Raw genomic sequence first — 14,712 nt, 5'->3', positions numbered from 1 at the left:
GCTATGATAATTTTTAAATCTCGACTATATTTTGACATAAAAAGACCCCCAGTTAGTGGTTGTCCAACTATTGGGGGTCACTTCAATTAGGCGCTTTTTTTGTATGGTGCAAAGTTTCTCATTTTTTTGTGAAATAACTCATAATATTTCTACTTATTATTTTATCTTATCTATTATTCCATTAATAATTCAGTTTTGAATAATAGGAATTGTATTATGTCTTCACTACCCACAACATTAATGCCCAGAGAAAAGCTTTTGAAATTTGGAGTAGAAACATTAAGTGATGCTGAATTACTAGCGTTATTTTTACGTACTGGTACCCGTAACTTACCTGTTTTACAGTTATCGCAAAAATTATTAAGTGAATTTGGTTCTTTGTATAATTTAATTAATGCAAGCCATAGTGAATTTTGTAAAAAAAATGGATTAGGAACAGTAAAATACACACAATTAAAAGCAGTCATTGAACTTTCACACCGATACCTTAAAGTTAAAATGGCAAACGAAAACTTTCTTTCTTCACCATCCTTAACTCATCATTACTTAGCTAGTCGATTAGCAAATAAAGATCGTGAGATTTTTATGGTAGTTTTTTTAAATAATCAAAATCAAGTAATTACATCTGAAGAAATGTTTATTGGTACTTATAATTGTGTCGAAGTGCATCCACGAGAAGTTGCTAGACGAGCATTGCAACATAACGCTGCGGGTTTGATTTTAGCGCATAATCATCCATCTGGGATGGCTGAACCAAGTCAAGCAGATCGTGTATTAACTCAAAAAATAGAGCAAGTTTGTGAATTAATTGATATCCGAATTGTTGATCATCTTGTAATAGGTAAAGGGGAATACGTCTCTTTTGCCGAACGAGGATGGATTTCATAGGTCTTTTTGCTTACAATATGAAAAATTGAATAGAATCCACAAAAACACTTTATGAAACATCAATTAGAATTACTAGAAACAAAAGTTGCATTTCAAGAAATGACCATTGAAGAATTAAATCAGATGGTAGTTAATCTACAATCTGATATCAGTAAACTTAAAGAACAATTAACATTATTGTCGCAAAAACTTCAAGCAACACAAGTATCAAATATTGCTAGCTTGTCTGAAGAGACCCCTCCGCCACATTATTAATGTATATTGCTGTATCTTATAGGGATTCCCTTTTAATTTACAACTCAAAACTCAATAATAAAATTAATAAGTCATTGCTTAAGATTTAAATCTCTTATAAAACAGAAAATTTATTTTACTAATAAAAAACCGGCATATAGCCGGTTTTTGTACACAATGATTTTATAATTATTCAGCTGCTGCTTCTGCTTCTTCTACCGCAGGGCGATCAACTAATTCAATATAAGCCATTGGAGCATTATCTCCATCACGGAAACCACATTTAAGAATACGTACATAACCGCCTGGACGGGTAGCAAAACGTGGACCTAAATCTGAAAATAATTTTTTCACTGTATCTTTATCACGGATACGAGCAAATGCCAAACGGCGATTAGCTACGCTATCGCTTTTGGCTAGCGTAATTAACGGTTCAACAACACGACGCAACTCTTTTGCTTTAGGCAATGTAGTTTTGATGATTTCATGTTCAACAAGTGAACTAGTCATGTTACGAAACATTGCTTGACGATGGCTGCTATTTCGGTTCAGTTGACGACCACTTTTACGATGGCGCATAACTTTATCCTTCTTATAAATTTTATCTTAGTCTTCAACAATACTTGCTGGTGGCCAATTCTCAAGACGCATGCCTAAAGATAAACCACGAGATGCGAGCACATCCTTAATTTCAGTAAGTGATTTCTTACCAAGATTAGGAGTTTTAAGCAACTCAACTTCAGTACGTTGCACTAAATCACCAATATAATGAACTGCTTCTGCTTTTAAGCAATTAGCAGACCGAACGGTTAATTCCAAGTCATCTACTGGACGTAAAAGAATTGGATCGAACTCCGGTTTATCTTCTTTAACTTCTGGTTGACGTACATCACGTAGATCAACGAAAGCTTCAAGTTGTTCAGCCAAAATTGTTGATGCACGACGGATAGACTCTTCAGGATCGATAGTACCATTTGTTTCCATATCGATAACAAGTTTGTCTAAATCTGTACGCTGTTCCACACGAGCAGCATCGACAGAATAAGCGATACGCTCAACAGGACTATAACATGCGTCAACTAACAAACGACCAATTGGTCGATCTTCATCTTCTGACTTGACACGAGCAGAAGCAGGGACATAACCACGTCCTCGTTGTACACGAATACGCATACTAATTGAAGCATTGGCATCAGTAAGATGACAAATTACTAAATCAGGATTAACAATTTCAACATCACCATCGTGAGTGATATCAGATGCAGTTACAGCACCAATACCTGATTTATTTAAAGTCAGCATAACATCATCTTTATTATGCACTCGAACCGCTAATTTTTTTAAATTAAGCAAGATATCAAGCACATCTTCTTGAACGCCTTCTTTAGTACTGTACTCATGCAGAACACCGTCAATTTCAACTTCGGTTACTGCATGTCCCGGCATAGATGATAATAAAATGCGGCGTAGTGCATTACCTAAAGTATGACCAAAACCACGCTCAAGTGGCTCTAAAGTCACTTTAGCATGAGTTTGACTGTATTGAACAACATCAACTAGGTGAGGTTTTAAAAACTCTGTTACAGAACCCTGCATTATGTCCTCTCTTAAGTGCTAAACTTTACTTAGAGTAAAGTTCGACGATCAAATGTTCGTTGATGTCAGCAGATAAATCTGAACGTTCTGGTAAGCGTTTAAATACACCTTCCATTTTGCTAGCATCAACTTCTAACCATGTTGGTTTTTCACGTTGTTCAGCTAACTCTAAAGCGGCTTTAATACGTGCTTGTTTTTTTGATTTTTCGCGAACACTAATTACATCTTCTGGTGAAACCTGATAAGAAGCAATGTTCACTACCTGACCATTAACAAGAACAGCTTTATGACTAACTAATTGACGAGCTTCAGCACGAGTTGCACCAAATCCCATACGATAAACAACGTTATCTAAACGACGCTCTAAAAGACCAAGTAGGTTTTCCCCGGTATTGCCTTTAATACGCGCAGCATTTTTGTAATAATTACGGAATTGACGTTCTAAGATTCCATAAATACGTCTAACTTTTTGTTTCTCACGTAACTGAACACCATAATCTGATAAACGCGGTTTACGCGCACCATGTTGTCCAGGAGCTTGTTCTAATTTACATTTACTATCAACCGCTCGGACTCCAGATTTAAGGAATAAATCTGTACCTTCACGACGACTTAATTTGAGCTTTGGTCCCAAATATCTTGCCATTTTATTTCTCCAATAATCCTAAACATTCAATGTTTAACAAAATTAAACACGACGTTTCTTTGGTGGACGACAACCGTTATGAGGAATCGGAGTAACATCAGTAATATTAGTGATGCGATAACCCGCTGCATTTAATGCACGAATTGTTGACTCACGACCAGGACCAGGTCCTTTTACCATAACTTCCAGATTCTTGATTCCGTAATCTTTGACGGCTTCAGCACAACGTTCTGCTGCTACTTGAGCTGCAAAAGGTGTTGACTTACGAGAGCCACGGAAACCAGAACCACCAGCGGTTGCCCAACCCAACGCATTACCTTGACGATCGGTAATAGTTACGATTGTATTGTTAAATGATGCATGAATATGAGCTATACCATCAGAAACTTGCTTTTTAACACGTTTACGTGTACGAACAGGTGTCTTTGCCATTTAATTATACCTCAATTATTTCTTGATTGGCTTACGCGGTCCCTTACGGGTACGAGCGTTAGTCTTAGTGCGTTGACCACGAACCGGAAGTCCACGACGGTGACGCATGCCACGATAACAACCAAGGTCTAATAAACGCTTGATACTCATAGTTACTTCACGACGCAAATCACCTTCAACTGTGAATTTAGCGACTTGTTCACGTAACTTTTCAATCTGATCTTCAGATAGTTCTCTGATCTTAACATGTTCTGGAATACCAGCTTCAGCACAAATTGTCTTAGCGCGGGTATTTCCGATACCATAAATTGCTTGTAATGCAATTACAGCATGTTGCTGATCAGGAATGTTAATGCCTGCTATACGGGCCACTATGCACTCCTTTATTGTTAATGTTTAGTAAAATCACTATACTGAAAAGCCCGTTTTCAGGATACTCAAACAGCGATTTTACAAATAAATTTAGGCTGGCTATTCTAGCCAGCTTTACTATACTTTGGCAAGTAAAATATGCAAAAGTTACAACTTCGCAACCAAATAATTAGCCTTGACGTTGTTTATGTTTACCTTCAACGCAAATAACACGAACAATGCCATTACGTTTAATGATTTTACAATTTCTGCATAATTTCTTGACTGAAGCACGAACTTTCATGTTTTTCTCCGTAACTTCTGGCTAACTTATCGGCCGTAGCCTTTAAGGTTCGCTTTCTTTAACACTGACTCATAACGATTTGGCATCATTAAAGTCTGTACTTGTGCCATAAAATCCATGATTACAACAACCACAATTAATAAAGAAGTTCCACCAAATTGAACCGGAACTTTCATTGCACTTGTCATAAACATTGGAACCAAACATACAAAAGTAATGTAGATTGCGCCAACCAGCGTTAAACGAGTCATTACTTTGTCGATATATTTAGATGTTTGTTCACCTGGACGGATACCTGGAATAAATGCACCAGATTTTTTTAGCTGATCTGCTGTCTCTCTTGGGTTGAAAACCAACGCCGTATAAAAGAAACAAAAGAAGATAATCGCTGCTGCAAAAAAGATTATATATAATGGTTGATCATGAGAGAAGTATTGTCCGATAAGAACAATGATATATCTCCATCCTTCACCATCTCCTTGAAACCAAGAAGCCATCATTGATGGTAACATAACAATTGTTGAAGCAAATATTGCAGGGATAACGCCTGCCATATTGATTTTTAATGGTAAATGTGTGCTTTGTGCCGCATAAACTCTACGACCTTGTTGACGTTGAGCATAATTGACAACGATACGACGTTGACCACGTTCAACAAATACAACAAAATAAGTCACACCAACCACTAATGCTGCCACGACTAATAATAAAATCGGATGCAATGAACCAGAACGAGCTTGTTCAATCGTTTCATAGATTGCATGAGGAAGACCTGCAACGATACCAGCAAAGATAATGATTGAAATACCATTACCTACACCGCGTTCCGTGATCTGTTCACCCAACCACATAAGAAACATAGTGCCAGTAACTAAGCTAACCGATGCAATAAAATAGAAAGAAAATCCTGGATCAATGACCACTTGACCATAACCAGGAATATTAGGTAACCCAGTCGCAATACCAACAGCTTGTACCATCGCCAAAGCCAATGTGCCGTAACGAGTGTACTGACTAATTTTCTTACGACCTGACTCACCTTCTTTCTTCAATTCTGCAAGTTTAGGGCTAATGGCCGTTAATAATTGCACAATAATTGATGCAGAAATATAAGGCATTATCCCTAAAGCAAAAATCGAAGCACGGCTTAAAGCACCACCAGAGAACATATTGAACATACCTACAATACCATTAGATGATGCTTGTTCTAGTAAGTCCGATAACGCTTTAGTATCAATACCAGGAACCGGAACGTAAGAACCAAGACGGAAAACAATAAGCGCTAAAAGCACAAATAATAAACGTCTTTTAAGCTCGCCGCTACCGCCTCGTGTACTTTGAAAATCTAATCCTGGTTGCTTTGCCATCTTTCTAATTATTCCTCAATTTTTCCGCCAGCAGCTTCAATTGCAGCTTTAGCACCTTTAGTCACTCGAATACCGCGAACAGTTACAGGTTTAGTTAATTCACCAGATAACATAATTTTTGCGTACTCGATTTGTGAATTAATCACATTAGCGACTTTTAAGCTATTTAGGTCAACAATATCACCTTCAACTTTCATTAAATCTGAAAGACGAACTTGAGCTGTAACTTGAGCTTTACGTGAGGTAAAACCAAATTTTGGTAAACGACGATATAAAGGCATTTGACCACCTTCAAAGCCGCGACGTACGCCACCACCTGAACGAGATTTTTGACCTTTAATACCACGAGTACCAGTTTTACCTAATCCAGAACCAATGCCTCGACCTACACGTTTAGGTGCATGCTTTGAACCTTCAGCAGGAGATAAAGTATTTAAACGCATTACTATTACTCCTCAACTTTAACCATGTAATAAACTTGGTTTACCATACCGCGAATCGCAGGAGTATCCTCACGCTCAACAGTATGACCAATACGACGTAATCCTAGACCAACTAACGTTGCTTTATGCTTCGGTAGACGACCAATAGAACTACGAGTTTGTGTAATTTTAATTGTTTTTGCCATGGCTAATTACCCCAAAATTTCTTCGACGGTTTTACCACGTTTAGCAGCAACCATTTCTGGTGATTTCATATTTTCTAAGCCATCAATCGTCGCACGAACCACATTAATTGGGTTAGTTGAACCATATGCTTTAGCTAGAACGTTACGAACTCCTGCAACTTCTAAAACAGCGCGCATTGCACCACCCGCGATGATACCAGTACCTTCTGATGCTGGTTGCATATAAACACGAGACCCAGTATGAGCACCTTTAACTGGATGCTGTAAAGTATCGTTATTTAAAGCAACATTAATCATATTACGACGTGCTTTTTCCATTGCTTTTTGGATTGCTGCAGGCACTTCACGTGCTTTACCATATCCAAAACCTACGCGGCCATTACCGTCACCAACTACTGTTAGTGCAGAAAAACTAAAAATACGACCACCTTTTACGGTTTTAGAAACTCGGTTAACTGCGATTAATTTTTCCTGCAGTTCACCAGCTTGTTTTTCGATGTTTGACATCTTTAACTCCTACCTTAGAACTGTAGGCCAGCTTCGCGAGCAGCATCTGCTAGCGCCTGAACTCGACCATGATATTGGAAACCTGAACGATCAAATGAAACTTCTTTGATATCTTTCGCTAATGCACGTTCTGCAATTGCTTTACCAACTGCTGCCGCTGCATCTTTGTTTCCAGTGTATTTTAAACTTTCACTGATAGCTTTTTCTAACGTAGAAGCTGCTGCCAGTACTTCTGATCCGTTTGGTGCGATAATCTGCGCATAAATATGACGCGGAGTGCGGTGAACCACCAAGCGAGTTGCAAGTAGTTCATGCATCTTGCGACGCGCTTTAGTTGCACGACGGATACGAGCTGATTTCTTATCCATAGTGTTACCTTACTTTTTCTTAGCTTCTTTAGTACGCACAACTTCATCTGCGTAACGAACACCTTTACCTTTATAAGGCTCAGGACGACGATAAGCACGGATATCTGCTGCAACTTGTCCAATTAACTGTTTATCCGCACTTGTTAGTACGATTTCAGTTTGTGAAGGACATTCAGCTTTTACACCAGCTGGTAATTCATGTTCAATTGGATGAGAATATCCAAGAGATAAACCAATCGCATTACCTTTAACTTGTGCACGATAGCCGACACCAACTAACTGAAGTTTTTTAGTAAAACCTTCAGTAACACCAATAACCATTGCGTTAACCAATGCACGTGCAGTTCCAGCTTGAGCCCAAGCATCTGCAAAACCATCACGAGGACCAAATTTAATTTGACCTTCTTCTTGATTAATTACAACAGCATTATTTATTGTGCGAGATAACTCGCCATTTTTACCTTTAATCGTAATTACCTGACCATTGAGTTTTACCTCTACGCCAGCAGGAACAACGACAGGTGCTTTTGCAACACGAGACATTTTTTTCTCCCTTACGCTACGTAGCAGATAATTTCACCACCAAGACCTGCTTGGCGTGCTGCACGATCAGTCATAACACCTTTAGAAGTAGAAACAACTGCGATACCTAGTCCAGCCATAACTTTTGGCAATTCATCTTTACGTTTATAAATACGTAAACCTGGACGGCTAACACGTTTAATACTTTCTACAACAGCTTTACCTTGGAAATATTTTAAAGTAATTTCCAATTCTGGCTTAGTGTCACCAACAATTTTAAAGTCCCCGATATAACCTTCTTCTTTTAGCACATTGGCAATTGCCACTTTTAGCTTAGAGGAAGGCATGGTGACTGCAACTTTATTCGCAGCTTGACCGTTACGAATACGGGTCAACATATCTGCTATAGGATCTTGCATGCTCATCTATAACACTCCCCTGATTACCAACTTGCCTTTTTAAGACCAGGAATCTCACCACGCATGGCTGATTCACGAACCTTAATACGGCTTAAACCAAACTTACGAAGGACGCCATGAGGACGACCTGTTTGACGACAACGACGACGTTGACGTGATGGACTAGAATCACGAGGAAGCGTTTGCAATTTAAGCACTGCATTCCAACGATCTTCATCTGATGCATTAAGATCAGAGATAATCGCTTTTAATTCTTGACGCTTTGCAAAATATTTTTCTGCTAGCTTTACGCGTTTTTTGTCGCGTTCAATCATTGATTGTTTAGCCATTATGCCCTACCTTACTTACGAAATGGGAAGTTAAAGGCAGATAATAAAGCTCGGCCTTCTTCATCTGATTGTGCAGTAGTAGTGATAGTAATATCTAAACCACGAACACGATCAACTTTATCATAATCGATTTCAGGGAAAACGATTTGTTCACGAACACCCATGCTATAGTTACCACGACCATCGAAAGATTTCGCGCTTAAACCACGAAAATCTCGAGTACGAGGAAGAGCAATATAAACTAGACGTTCAAAAAATTCCCACATGCGTTCGCCACGTAAAGTGACTTTACAACCAATAGGATACCCTTGACGGATTTTAAAACCAGCAACTGATTTGCGTGCTTTAGTGACTAGTGGTTTTTGACCACTGATTGCAGCTAAATCTGCAACAGCATTATCTAATAATTTTTTATCAGTAATTGCTTCACCCACACCCATATTCAAGGTGATCTTTTCGATCCGAGGGACTTGCATGACAGATTTGTAGCCAAACTGTTCTTGCAGTTTATTTACTACCTGTGCTTTGTAGTAATCATGCAGTTTCGCCATCGTACACTCCAAATTACTTATTTGATTAATTCATTAGTAGACTTATAAAAACGGACTTTTTTGCCGTCTTCAATACGAAAGCCTACGCGATCTGCTTTGCCTGTAGCTGGGTTGAAAATTGCTACGTTAGAAACATTAATAGCTGCTTCTTTCTCAACAATTCCACCATCTTGATTTAATGCAGGTACAGGTTTTTGGTGTTTTTTCACCAAATTAATACCTTCAACAATTACTTTGCCAGTAGACAAAACGCTTCTTACTTTACCGCGTTTACCTTTATCTTTACCAGTTAACACGATAACTTCATCTTCTCGACGGATTTTCGCTGCCATTACCCGCTCCTTACAGTACTTCTGGTGCTAATGAAATGATCTTCATAAACTTCTCAGAACGAAGTTCACGAGTGACCGGTCCAAAAATACGCGTACCAATCGGTTGCTCACTGTTATTATTTAAAATAACACAAGCATTGCGATCGAAACGAATGACAGATCCATCAGGACGACGAACACCTTTTCTAGTGCGCACTACCACAGCTTTAAGTACATCACCTTTCTTAACTTTACCACGTGGAATTGCTTCTTTGATAGTAACTTTGATGATATCACCTACCGCTGCATAACGACGGTGCGATCCACCGAGAACCTTGATACACATTACGCTACGTGCGCCAGAGTTATCGGCAACATCTAGCCTAGTCTGTTCTTGGATCATTTTAATGCTCCGTATAAATTAATTATTGTCTAATCTACCTTCATCCACCTCAACTTCCATGGATAAGAATAGACAACCAAAAACCCACTTACGTGAGGGCGCATAGTATAACACCACTCAAATAAAATGGATAGCATAAAATAAACGGCCGTCGAGCCGTTTATTATATTATGTGCAGTTTTTAATCAAATAGATTAACTAACCGCTTTTTCAACGATTCGAACAAGAGTCCAAGATTTGGTTTTTGATAATGGACGACACTCTTTAATTTCTACAGTATCACCAATACCACACTCGTTGTTTTCATCATGTACATGCAATTTAGTCGTACGTTTAATGAACTTACCATATAACGGATGCTTCACTTTACGTTCAATAGCTACAGTAATAGATTTATCCATTTTGTCGCTAATAACACGACCTTGCTGAGTACGAATTTTTACTTCAGTAGTCATATTACGCACCCGCCTTCTCAGTTAATAACGTTTTAACTCGTGCAATATTACGACGCACTTGTTTTAACATATGAGTCTGTTTCAACTGACCCCCAGATAATTGCATACGTAAGTTAAATTGCTCACGTAATAAATTAAGAAGTTCAGTATTTAACTCTTCAACGCTTTTTTCGCGTAGCTCTTTTGCTTTCATTTACATCACCGTCTTAATCACAAAGGTGGTTTTAATTGGCAGTTTTGCAGCTGCCAACGCAAATGCTTCACGAGCAACTTCTTCCGGTACTCCGTCCATTTCATAAAGGACTTTACCTGGTTGAATCTGAGCAACCCAGTATTCAACGTTACCCTTACCTTTACCCATACGCACTTCAAGTGGTTTTTCAGTAATTGGTTTATCAGGGAAAACTCGAATCCAGATTTTACCTTGACGCTTAACTGCACGAGTCATTGCACGACGTGCCGCTTCGATCTGGCGCGCAGTCAAACGACCACGACCCACAGCCTTAAGACCGAATGTACCGAAACTAACGTCAGTACTTACAGCAAGACCACGATTGCGGCCCTTGTGCACTTTACGGAATTTTGTACGCTTTGGTTGTAACATCAGCGACGCTCCTTATTGTTTTCGGCCTTTGCGCTGCTTTTTCGGTTGAGCAGCAGGTTGTTTCTCTGCTTGTTCAACGGCAGCCATACCACCAAGGATCTCACCTTTGAAGATCCACACTTTAACACCAATAATACCATAGGTTGTTAATGCTTCAGACAAACCATAGTCGATGTCAGCACGTAATGTATGTAAAGGTACTCGACCTTCACGATACCATTCACTACGAGCGATTTCAGCGCCGCCTAAACGACCACTTACTTCAACTTTGATACCTTTAGCACCCGCTTTCATTGCGTTTTGAACCGCACGTTTCATAGCTCGGCGGAACATAACACGGCGTTCTAACTGAGAAGTAATGCTGTCAGCAACTAATTTAGCATCAAGTTCAGGTTTACGAACTTCGGCAATATTAATTTGTACTGCAACATCACGTTTTTCTCTCTTGTCTTTATATTTATTGACAATAGAAGCTACGGCATTACGTAATTTTTCAACGTCCTCACCTTTTTTACCAATCACAATACCTGGACGAGCAGTGTGAATAGTAATGCGAACGTTAGTTTCTGCTGAACGATCGATTACAATCTTAGAGATTGATGCTTGTGCTAATTCTTTGTTCAAGAATTCACGCACTCTAAAATCACTTTCTAAATTATCAGCGAATGTCTTTGTACCCGAATACCATGTAGATGTCCAAGGCTTGACGATGCCTAGTCGGATACCATTTGGATTTACTTTTTGACCCATTGCTATTCTCCAGCCTAGCGATCTGAGACGATCACGGTGATGTGACTCGTACGCTTCAAAATTCGATCTGCACGACCTTTCGCACGAGGCATAATACGCTTCATGGTTGGGCCTTCATCTACGAAAATTTTCGCAACTTTTAGATCATCAATATCAGCACCATCGTTATGCTCTGCATTAGCAATAGCAGATTCTAATACTTTTTTAACAAGTACAGCCGCTTTTTTATTGGTGTACGTTAAAATATCAAGTGCCTGAGACACATTCTTACCGCGAATAAGATCTGCAACTAAGCGAACTTTTTGCGCAGAAGAACGAGCGTGGCGATACTTTGCAATTGTTTCCATCTCTTTCTCCTACTTATTTCTTCTTAGCTTTCTTATCAGCCGCGTGGCCGCGATAAGTACGAGTCGGCGCGAATTCACCCAATTTATGACCAACCATTTCGTCGGAAACATAAACTGGAACGTGCTGACGACCATTATGGACAGCGATGGTCAAACCGATCATATTAGGAAAGATCGTTGAACGACGGGACCAAGTACGAATTGGTTTCTTGTCCCCGCTTTCCACCGCTTTCTCTACCTTCTTCAGCAAGTGTAGGTCAATAAAAGGACCCTTCTTGAGAGAACGTGGCATAGCTAATCCTCTATATTAATTATTTCTTATTGCGACGGCGAACAATATACTTATCAGTACGTTTGTTGCTACGCGTTTTCAATCCTTTGGCTTTTTGACCCCATGGAGACACAGGATGTTTACCAAAGTTACGACCTTCACCACCACCATGTGGATGGTCTACCGGGTTCATTGCTGTACCACGAACGGTAGGACGAACACCACGCCAACGCGCTGCGCCCGCTTTACCTAATACGCGAAGCATATGTTCTGAGTTACCAACTTCACCAATGGTGGCACGGCAATCAGATAACACTTTACGCATTTCACCTGAACGTAGACGTAATGTTACATAAGCACCATCACGCGCAACGATTTGAACATAACTACCAGCAGAGCGAGCAAGTTGTCCGCCTTTACCTGGTTTCATTTCAATATTATGCACGGTAGAACCGACTGGAATATTGCGCATCGGTAAACAGTTACCTGTTTTAATTGATGCATCAACACCAGATTGGATCTGATCACCTGCTTTTAAGCCTTTAGGCGCTAAAATATAACGACGTTCACCGTCTTTATATAAAACCAATGCAATATTTGCACTACGGTTTGGATCATATTCCAAACGTTCAACAACTGCTGGAATACCATCTTTATTACGCTTAAAGTCAACAATACGATAATGTTGTTTATGACCACCACCGATATGACGGGTAGTGATACGACCATTATTATTGCGACCACCAGTTTTGCTTTTTGAATCAAGCAACGGTGCATAAGGCTTACCTTTATGCAACTCTGGGTTAACCACTTTAACAACGTGGCGACGACCCGGAGATGTAGGTTTACACTTAACAACTGCCATTGTTCTTACTCCTCCGAATTACTCAGCGACGCCAGCAAGGTCTAAATTTTGACCTTCTGCTAAAGTAACGTAAGCTTTTTTCCAGTCGCTACGGCGACCGATTTGTTGACCACGACGTTTAACTTTGCCTTTAACAACAAGTGTATTAACGCCATCTACTTTAACTTCAAATAGTTGTTCAACTGCGGCTTTAATCTCTCTCTTAGTAGCATCTTTAGCAACTTTCAATACTAATGTATTTGTTTTTTCCATTGAAATAGATGCTTTTTCAGAAATATGTGGTGCTCGCAGGACTTTAAGCAGACGCTCTTCACGAATCATGCTAACATCTCCTCTACTTGTTTAACAGCATCAACAGTGATAACCACTTTGTCAAATGCAATCAAACTAACTGGATCAATACCTGCCACATCACGCACATCAACTTTATGTAAGTTACGTGCTGCTAAGAAAAGATTTTCATCAACATCAGAAGTAATAATAAGAACATCATTAAGGTTCATATCATTTAATTTCTGAGTTAATAATTTAGTCTTAGGTGCTTCAACAGTGAATGTTTCAACCACAACTAAACGTTCTTGACGCACTAATTCAGAGAAAATACTCTTTAATGCACCACGATACATTTTACGGTTAACTTTTTGGCTATGATCTTGTGGTTTTGCTGCAAATGTCACACCACCACTACGCCAGATTGGGCTCTTAATAGAACCTGAACGAGCACGACCTGTGCCTTTTTGACGCCATGGTTTTTTACCTGAACCAGCGATTTCTGCACGAGTTTTTTGTGCGCGAGAGCCTTGACGAGCAGCAGATGCATAAGCAACAACTACTTGGTGAACTAACGCTTCATTAAACTCACGTCCGAAGGTAGTTTCGGAAACAGAAAGCGCTTGCGCGTCTTTTACTACTAATTCCATCTCTATCTCCTCGACGTTAAGCCTTGATTGCCGGTTTAACAATTACGTCACTATTGATTGCGCCTGGAACAGCACCTTTAATTAATAAAAGGTTACGTTCTGCATCAACACGCACAATATCTAAGTTTTGAACAGTTACACGTTCATTACCTAAGTGACCTGCCATTTTACGACCTTTGAACACTTTACCTGGAGTTTGGTTTTGACCGATAGAGCCATGACCACGGTGTGCCAAAGAGTTACCATGAGTTGCATCTTGAGTACGGAAATTCCAGCGTTTAGTTACACCAGCATAACCTTTACCTTTAGATGTTCCAGTAACATCAACTTTTTTAACGTCAGTGAAAATATCAACGTTAATACTTTGACCTACAGTAAATTCGCCTTCTTCAAAACGGAATTCCCATAGACCACGACCAGCTTCAACGCCAGCCTTAGCGAAATGACCTGCTTCAGGTTTATTTACGCGGCTTGCTTTTTTGCTGCCAGTAGTAACCTGAATAGCTTGATAACCATCATTCTCAAGAGTTTTAACTTGAGTAACGCGGTTGCTTTGAACTTCTACTACGGTGACGGGAATAGAAACACCTTCTTCAGTGAAGATTCGTGTCATTCCCACTTTACGACCGATTAAACCAATCATT

The 14,712-nt window shown here is 39.5% G+C and carries 29 protein-coding genes; 2 read left to right on the top strand and 27 right to left on the bottom strand.

Annotated elements, in window-relative coordinates; all coding sequences use genetic code 11:
- The first annotated feature begins 216 nt into the window (after positions 1-216).
- Entirely contained in the window at positions 217-888 is a 672-nt protein-coding gene (radC, locus tag H3S73_RS08995; RefSeq protein ID WP_198227607.1) for a DNA repair protein RadC, read from the top strand.
- A gap of 51 nt (positions 889-939) precedes the next feature.
- The gene (locus tag H3S73_RS08990) at positions 940-1,143 is read left to right on the top strand and encodes a SlyX family protein (protein ID WP_025314409.1); all 204 of its coding nucleotides are present in this window, start codon (positions 940-942) and stop codon (positions 1,141-1,143) included.
- Positions 1,144-1,311: 168 nt separating this feature from the next.
- Here H3S73_RS08990 and rplQ read toward each other — a convergent pair whose 3' ends face one another.
- The 27 genes from rplQ to rplC form a co-directional block, all read right to left on the bottom strand.
- Positions 1,312-1,701 (bottom strand): 50S ribosomal protein L17, encoded by a 390-nt coding sequence (gene rplQ / locus H3S73_RS08985; RefSeq protein ID WP_025314408.1) that lies wholly within the window; start codon positions 1,699-1,701, stop codon positions 1,312-1,314.
- A 27-nt stretch (positions 1,702-1,728) separates the two neighbouring features.
- Positions 1,729-2,718 carry a DNA-directed RNA polymerase subunit alpha gene (gene rpoA, locus H3S73_RS08980; RefSeq protein WP_065738256.1) on the bottom strand — a complete coding sequence of 330 codons (990 nt, stop codon included), beginning with the start codon at positions 2,716-2,718 and terminating at the stop codon, positions 1,729-1,731.
- Positions 2,719-2,743: 25 nt separating this feature from the next.
- The gene (gene rpsD, locus H3S73_RS08975) at positions 2,744-3,364 is read right to left on the bottom strand and encodes a 30S ribosomal protein S4 (RefSeq protein ID WP_025314406.1); all 621 of its coding nucleotides are present in this window, start codon (positions 3,362-3,364) and stop codon (positions 2,744-2,746) included.
- A gap of 42 nt (positions 3,365-3,406) precedes the next feature.
- A complete protein-coding gene (gene rpsK / locus H3S73_RS08970) occupies positions 3,407-3,796 on the bottom strand; it encodes a 30S ribosomal protein S11 (RefSeq protein ID WP_025314405.1) in 390 nt (129 codons plus the stop codon).
- Between the two features lie 15 nt (positions 3,797-3,811).
- A complete protein-coding gene (gene rpsM / locus H3S73_RS08965) occupies positions 3,812-4,168 on the bottom strand; it encodes a 30S ribosomal protein S13 (protein ID WP_025314404.1) in 357 nt (118 codons plus the stop codon).
- Between the two features lie 169 nt (positions 4,169-4,337).
- Entirely contained in the window at positions 4,338-4,451 is a 114-nt protein-coding gene (gene rpmJ, locus H3S73_RS08960; RefSeq protein WP_025314403.1) for a 50S ribosomal protein L36, read from the bottom strand.
- Positions 4,452-4,477: 26 nt separating this feature from the next.
- Entirely contained in the window at positions 4,478-5,818 is a 1,341-nt protein-coding gene (secY, locus tag H3S73_RS08955) for a preprotein translocase subunit SecY (RefSeq protein ID WP_025314402.1), read from the bottom strand.
- Positions 5,819-5,826: 8 nt separating this feature from the next.
- On the bottom strand, positions 5,827-6,261 hold the full coding sequence (rplO, locus tag H3S73_RS08950) for a 50S ribosomal protein L15 (protein ID WP_198236408.1): 435 nt from the start codon (positions 6,259-6,261) through the stop codon (positions 5,827-5,829).
- 5 nt (positions 6,262-6,266) lie between these two features.
- Positions 6,267-6,446: a 50S ribosomal protein L30 gene (rpmD, locus tag H3S73_RS08945; protein WP_025314400.1), complete on the bottom strand. Its 180-nt coding sequence runs from the start codon at positions 6,444-6,446 to the stop codon at positions 6,267-6,269.
- A 6-nt stretch (positions 6,447-6,452) separates the two neighbouring features.
- Entirely contained in the window at positions 6,453-6,953 is a 501-nt protein-coding gene (gene rpsE, locus H3S73_RS08940) for a 30S ribosomal protein S5 (protein ID WP_025314399.1), read from the bottom strand.
- 14 nt (positions 6,954-6,967) lie between these two features.
- Positions 6,968-7,321: a 50S ribosomal protein L18 gene (gene rplR / locus H3S73_RS08935; protein ID WP_025314398.1), complete on the bottom strand. Its 354-nt coding sequence runs from the start codon at positions 7,319-7,321 to the stop codon at positions 6,968-6,970.
- Positions 7,322-7,330: 9 nt separating this feature from the next.
- Positions 7,331-7,864: a 50S ribosomal protein L6 gene (gene rplF / locus H3S73_RS08930; protein ID WP_065738254.1), complete on the bottom strand. Its 534-nt coding sequence runs from the start codon at positions 7,862-7,864 to the stop codon at positions 7,331-7,333.
- A gap of 11 nt (positions 7,865-7,875) precedes the next feature.
- On the bottom strand, positions 7,876-8,268 hold the full coding sequence (gene rpsH / locus H3S73_RS08925; protein WP_039129274.1) for a 30S ribosomal protein S8: 393 nt from the start codon (positions 8,266-8,268) through the stop codon (positions 7,876-7,878).
- Positions 8,269-8,285: 17 nt separating this feature from the next.
- Complete coding sequence (gene rpsN, locus H3S73_RS08920) at positions 8,286-8,591, bottom strand: 30S ribosomal protein S14 (RefSeq protein ID WP_025314395.1); 306 nt, start codon at positions 8,589-8,591, stop codon at positions 8,286-8,288.
- An 11-nt stretch (positions 8,592-8,602) separates the two neighbouring features.
- A complete protein-coding gene (gene rplE, locus H3S73_RS08915) occupies positions 8,603-9,142 on the bottom strand; it encodes a 50S ribosomal protein L5 (RefSeq protein ID WP_025314394.1) in 540 nt (179 codons plus the stop codon).
- 17 nt (positions 9,143-9,159) lie between these two features.
- A complete protein-coding gene (gene rplX, locus H3S73_RS08910; protein WP_025314393.1) occupies positions 9,160-9,474 on the bottom strand; it encodes a 50S ribosomal protein L24 in 315 nt (104 codons plus the stop codon).
- A 10-nt stretch (positions 9,475-9,484) separates the two neighbouring features.
- Positions 9,485-9,856, bottom strand: coding sequence for a 50S ribosomal protein L14 (gene rplN, locus H3S73_RS08905; protein WP_025314392.1), 372 nt, complete (start codon positions 9,854-9,856; stop codon positions 9,485-9,487).
- A gap of 194 nt (positions 9,857-10,050) precedes the next feature.
- Positions 10,051-10,311 (bottom strand): 30S ribosomal protein S17, encoded by a 261-nt coding sequence (gene rpsQ, locus H3S73_RS08900; protein ID WP_025314391.1) that lies wholly within the window; start codon positions 10,309-10,311, stop codon positions 10,051-10,053.
- Between the two features lies 1 nt (position 10,312).
- Positions 10,313-10,504, bottom strand: coding sequence for a 50S ribosomal protein L29 (gene rpmC / locus H3S73_RS08895; protein ID WP_025314390.1), 192 nt, complete (start codon positions 10,502-10,504; stop codon positions 10,313-10,315).
- Positions 10,505-10,915, bottom strand: coding sequence for a 50S ribosomal protein L16 (gene rplP, locus H3S73_RS08890; RefSeq protein WP_025314389.1), 411 nt, complete (start codon positions 10,913-10,915; stop codon positions 10,505-10,507).
- A gap of 12 nt (positions 10,916-10,927) precedes the next feature.
- A complete protein-coding gene (gene rpsC / locus H3S73_RS08885; protein ID WP_025314388.1) occupies positions 10,928-11,665 on the bottom strand; it encodes a 30S ribosomal protein S3 in 738 nt (245 codons plus the stop codon).
- Positions 11,666-11,679: 14 nt separating this feature from the next.
- Complete coding sequence (rplV, locus tag H3S73_RS08880; RefSeq protein WP_025314387.1) at positions 11,680-12,012, bottom strand: 50S ribosomal protein L22; 333 nt, start codon at positions 12,010-12,012, stop codon at positions 11,680-11,682.
- Between the two features lie 13 nt (positions 12,013-12,025).
- Positions 12,026-12,304 carry a 30S ribosomal protein S19 gene (gene rpsS / locus H3S73_RS08875; protein ID WP_024496505.1) on the bottom strand — a complete coding sequence of 93 codons (279 nt, stop codon included), beginning with the start codon at positions 12,302-12,304 and terminating at the stop codon, positions 12,026-12,028.
- Between the two features lie 19 nt (positions 12,305-12,323).
- Positions 12,324-13,148 (bottom strand): 50S ribosomal protein L2, encoded by an 825-nt coding sequence (rplB, locus tag H3S73_RS08870; protein WP_025314386.1) that lies wholly within the window; start codon positions 13,146-13,148, stop codon positions 12,324-12,326.
- 18 nt (positions 13,149-13,166) lie between these two features.
- Entirely contained in the window at positions 13,167-13,469 is a 303-nt protein-coding gene (gene rplW / locus H3S73_RS08865; protein WP_025314385.1) for a 50S ribosomal protein L23, read from the bottom strand.
- Positions 13,466-14,068 (bottom strand): 50S ribosomal protein L4, encoded by a 603-nt coding sequence (rplD, locus tag H3S73_RS08860; protein ID WP_025314384.1) that lies wholly within the window; start codon positions 14,066-14,068, stop codon positions 13,466-13,468. Before rplD ends, rplW begins: the two co-directional genes overlap by 4 nt.
- Before the next feature lie 16 nt (positions 14,069-14,084).
- Complete coding sequence (gene rplC, locus H3S73_RS08855; RefSeq protein ID WP_025314383.1) at positions 14,085-14,711, bottom strand: 50S ribosomal protein L3; 627 nt, start codon at positions 14,709-14,711, stop codon at positions 14,085-14,087.
- Position 14,712 lies beyond the last annotated feature (1 nt).

The sequence above is a fragment of the Gilliamella sp. B14384G12 genome (assembly GCF_016101825.1).
Taxonomy (GTDB): domain Bacteria; phylum Pseudomonadota; class Gammaproteobacteria; order Enterobacterales; family Orbaceae; genus Gilliamella; species Gilliamella apicola_N.
This window is presented reverse-complemented; position numbering and strand designations above follow the sequence as displayed.

Coding starts and splice junctions, on each gene's coding strand:
- rpsE (WP_025314399.1), bottom strand. CDS start 6,953: ATGTCAAACATCGAAAAACAAGCTGGTGAACTGCAGGAAAAATTAATC.
- rplP (WP_025314389.1), bottom strand. CDS start 10,915: ATGTTACAACCAAAGCGTACAAAATTCCGTAAAGTGCACAAGGGCCGC.
- rplV (WP_025314387.1), bottom strand. CDS start 12,012: ATGGAAACAATTGCAAAGTATCGCCACGCTCGTTCTTCTGCGCAAAAA.
- rplR (WP_025314398.1), bottom strand. CDS start 7,321: ATGGATAAGAAATCAGCTCGTATCCGTCGTGCAACTAAAGCGCGTCGC.
- rpmJ (WP_025314403.1), bottom strand. CDS start 4,451: ATGAAAGTTCGTGCTTCAGTCAAGAAATTATGCAGAAATTGTAAAATC.
- rpmC (WP_025314390.1), bottom strand. CDS start 10,504: ATGAAAGCAAAAGAGCTACGCGAAAAAAGCGTTGAAGAGTTAAATACT.
- rpsK (WP_025314405.1), bottom strand. CDS start 3,796: ATGGCAAAGACACCTGTTCGTACACGTAAACGTGTTAAAAAGCAAGTT.
- rpsS (WP_024496505.1), bottom strand. CDS start 12,304: ATGCCACGTTCTCTCAAGAAGGGTCCTTTTATTGACCTACACTTGCTG.
- secY (WP_025314402.1), bottom strand. CDS start 5,818: ATGGCAAAGCAACCAGGATTAGATTTTCAAAGTACACGAGGCGGTAGC.
- rplN (WP_025314392.1), bottom strand. CDS start 9,856: ATGATCCAAGAACAGACTAGGCTAGATGTTGCCGATAACTCTGGCGCA.
- rplX (WP_025314393.1), bottom strand. CDS start 9,474: ATGGCAGCGAAAATCCGTCGAGAAGATGAAGTTATCGTGTTAACTGGT.
- rplD (WP_025314384.1), bottom strand. CDS start 14,068: ATGGAATTAGTAGTAAAAGACGCGCAAGCGCTTTCTGTTTCCGAAACT.
- rplB (WP_025314386.1), bottom strand. CDS start 13,148: ATGGCAGTTGTTAAGTGTAAACCTACATCTCCGGGTCGTCGCCACGTT.
- radC (WP_198227607.1), top strand. CDS start 217: ATGTCTTCACTACCCACAACATTAATGCCCAGAGAAAAGCTTTTGAAA.
- rpsD (WP_025314406.1), bottom strand. CDS start 3,364: ATGGCAAGATATTTGGGACCAAAGCTCAAATTAAGTCGTCGTGAAGGT.
- rpsC (WP_025314388.1), bottom strand. CDS start 11,665: ATGGGTCAAAAAGTAAATCCAAATGGTATCCGACTAGGCATCGTCAAG.
- rpsQ (WP_025314391.1), bottom strand. CDS start 10,311: ATGACTACTGAAGTAAAAATTCGTACTCAGCAAGGTCGTGTTATTAGC.
- rpsN (WP_025314395.1), bottom strand. CDS start 8,591: ATGGCTAAACAATCAATGATTGAACGCGACAAAAAACGCGTAAAGCTA.
- rpsH (WP_039129274.1), bottom strand. CDS start 8,268: ATGAGCATGCAAGATCCTATAGCAGATATGTTGACCCGTATTCGTAAC.
- rpmD (WP_025314400.1), bottom strand. CDS start 6,446: ATGGCAAAAACAATTAAAATTACACAAACTCGTAGTTCTATTGGTCGT.
- rplF (WP_065738254.1), bottom strand. CDS start 7,864: ATGTCTCGTGTTGCAAAAGCACCTGTCGTTGTTCCTGCTGGCGTAGAG.
- rplE (WP_025314394.1), bottom strand. CDS start 9,142: ATGGCGAAACTGCATGATTACTACAAAGCACAGGTAGTAAATAAACTG.
- rplO (WP_198236408.1), bottom strand. CDS start 6,261: ATGCGTTTAAATACTTTATCTCCTGCTGAAGGTTCAAAGCATGCACCT.
- rpoA (WP_065738256.1), bottom strand. CDS start 2,718: ATGCAGGGTTCTGTAACAGAGTTTTTAAAACCTCACCTAGTTGATGTT.
- rplC (WP_025314383.1), bottom strand. CDS start 14,711: ATGATTGGTTTAATCGGTCGTAAAGTGGGAATGACACGAATCTTCACT.
- H3S73_RS08990 (WP_025314409.1), top strand. CDS start 940: ATGAAACATCAATTAGAATTACTAGAAACAAAAGTTGCATTTCAAGAA.
- rplQ (WP_025314408.1), bottom strand. CDS start 1,701: ATGCGCCATCGTAAAAGTGGTCGTCAACTGAACCGAAATAGCAGCCAT.
- rplW (WP_025314385.1), bottom strand. CDS start 13,469: ATGATTCGTGAAGAGCGTCTGCTTAAAGTCCTGCGAGCACCACATATT.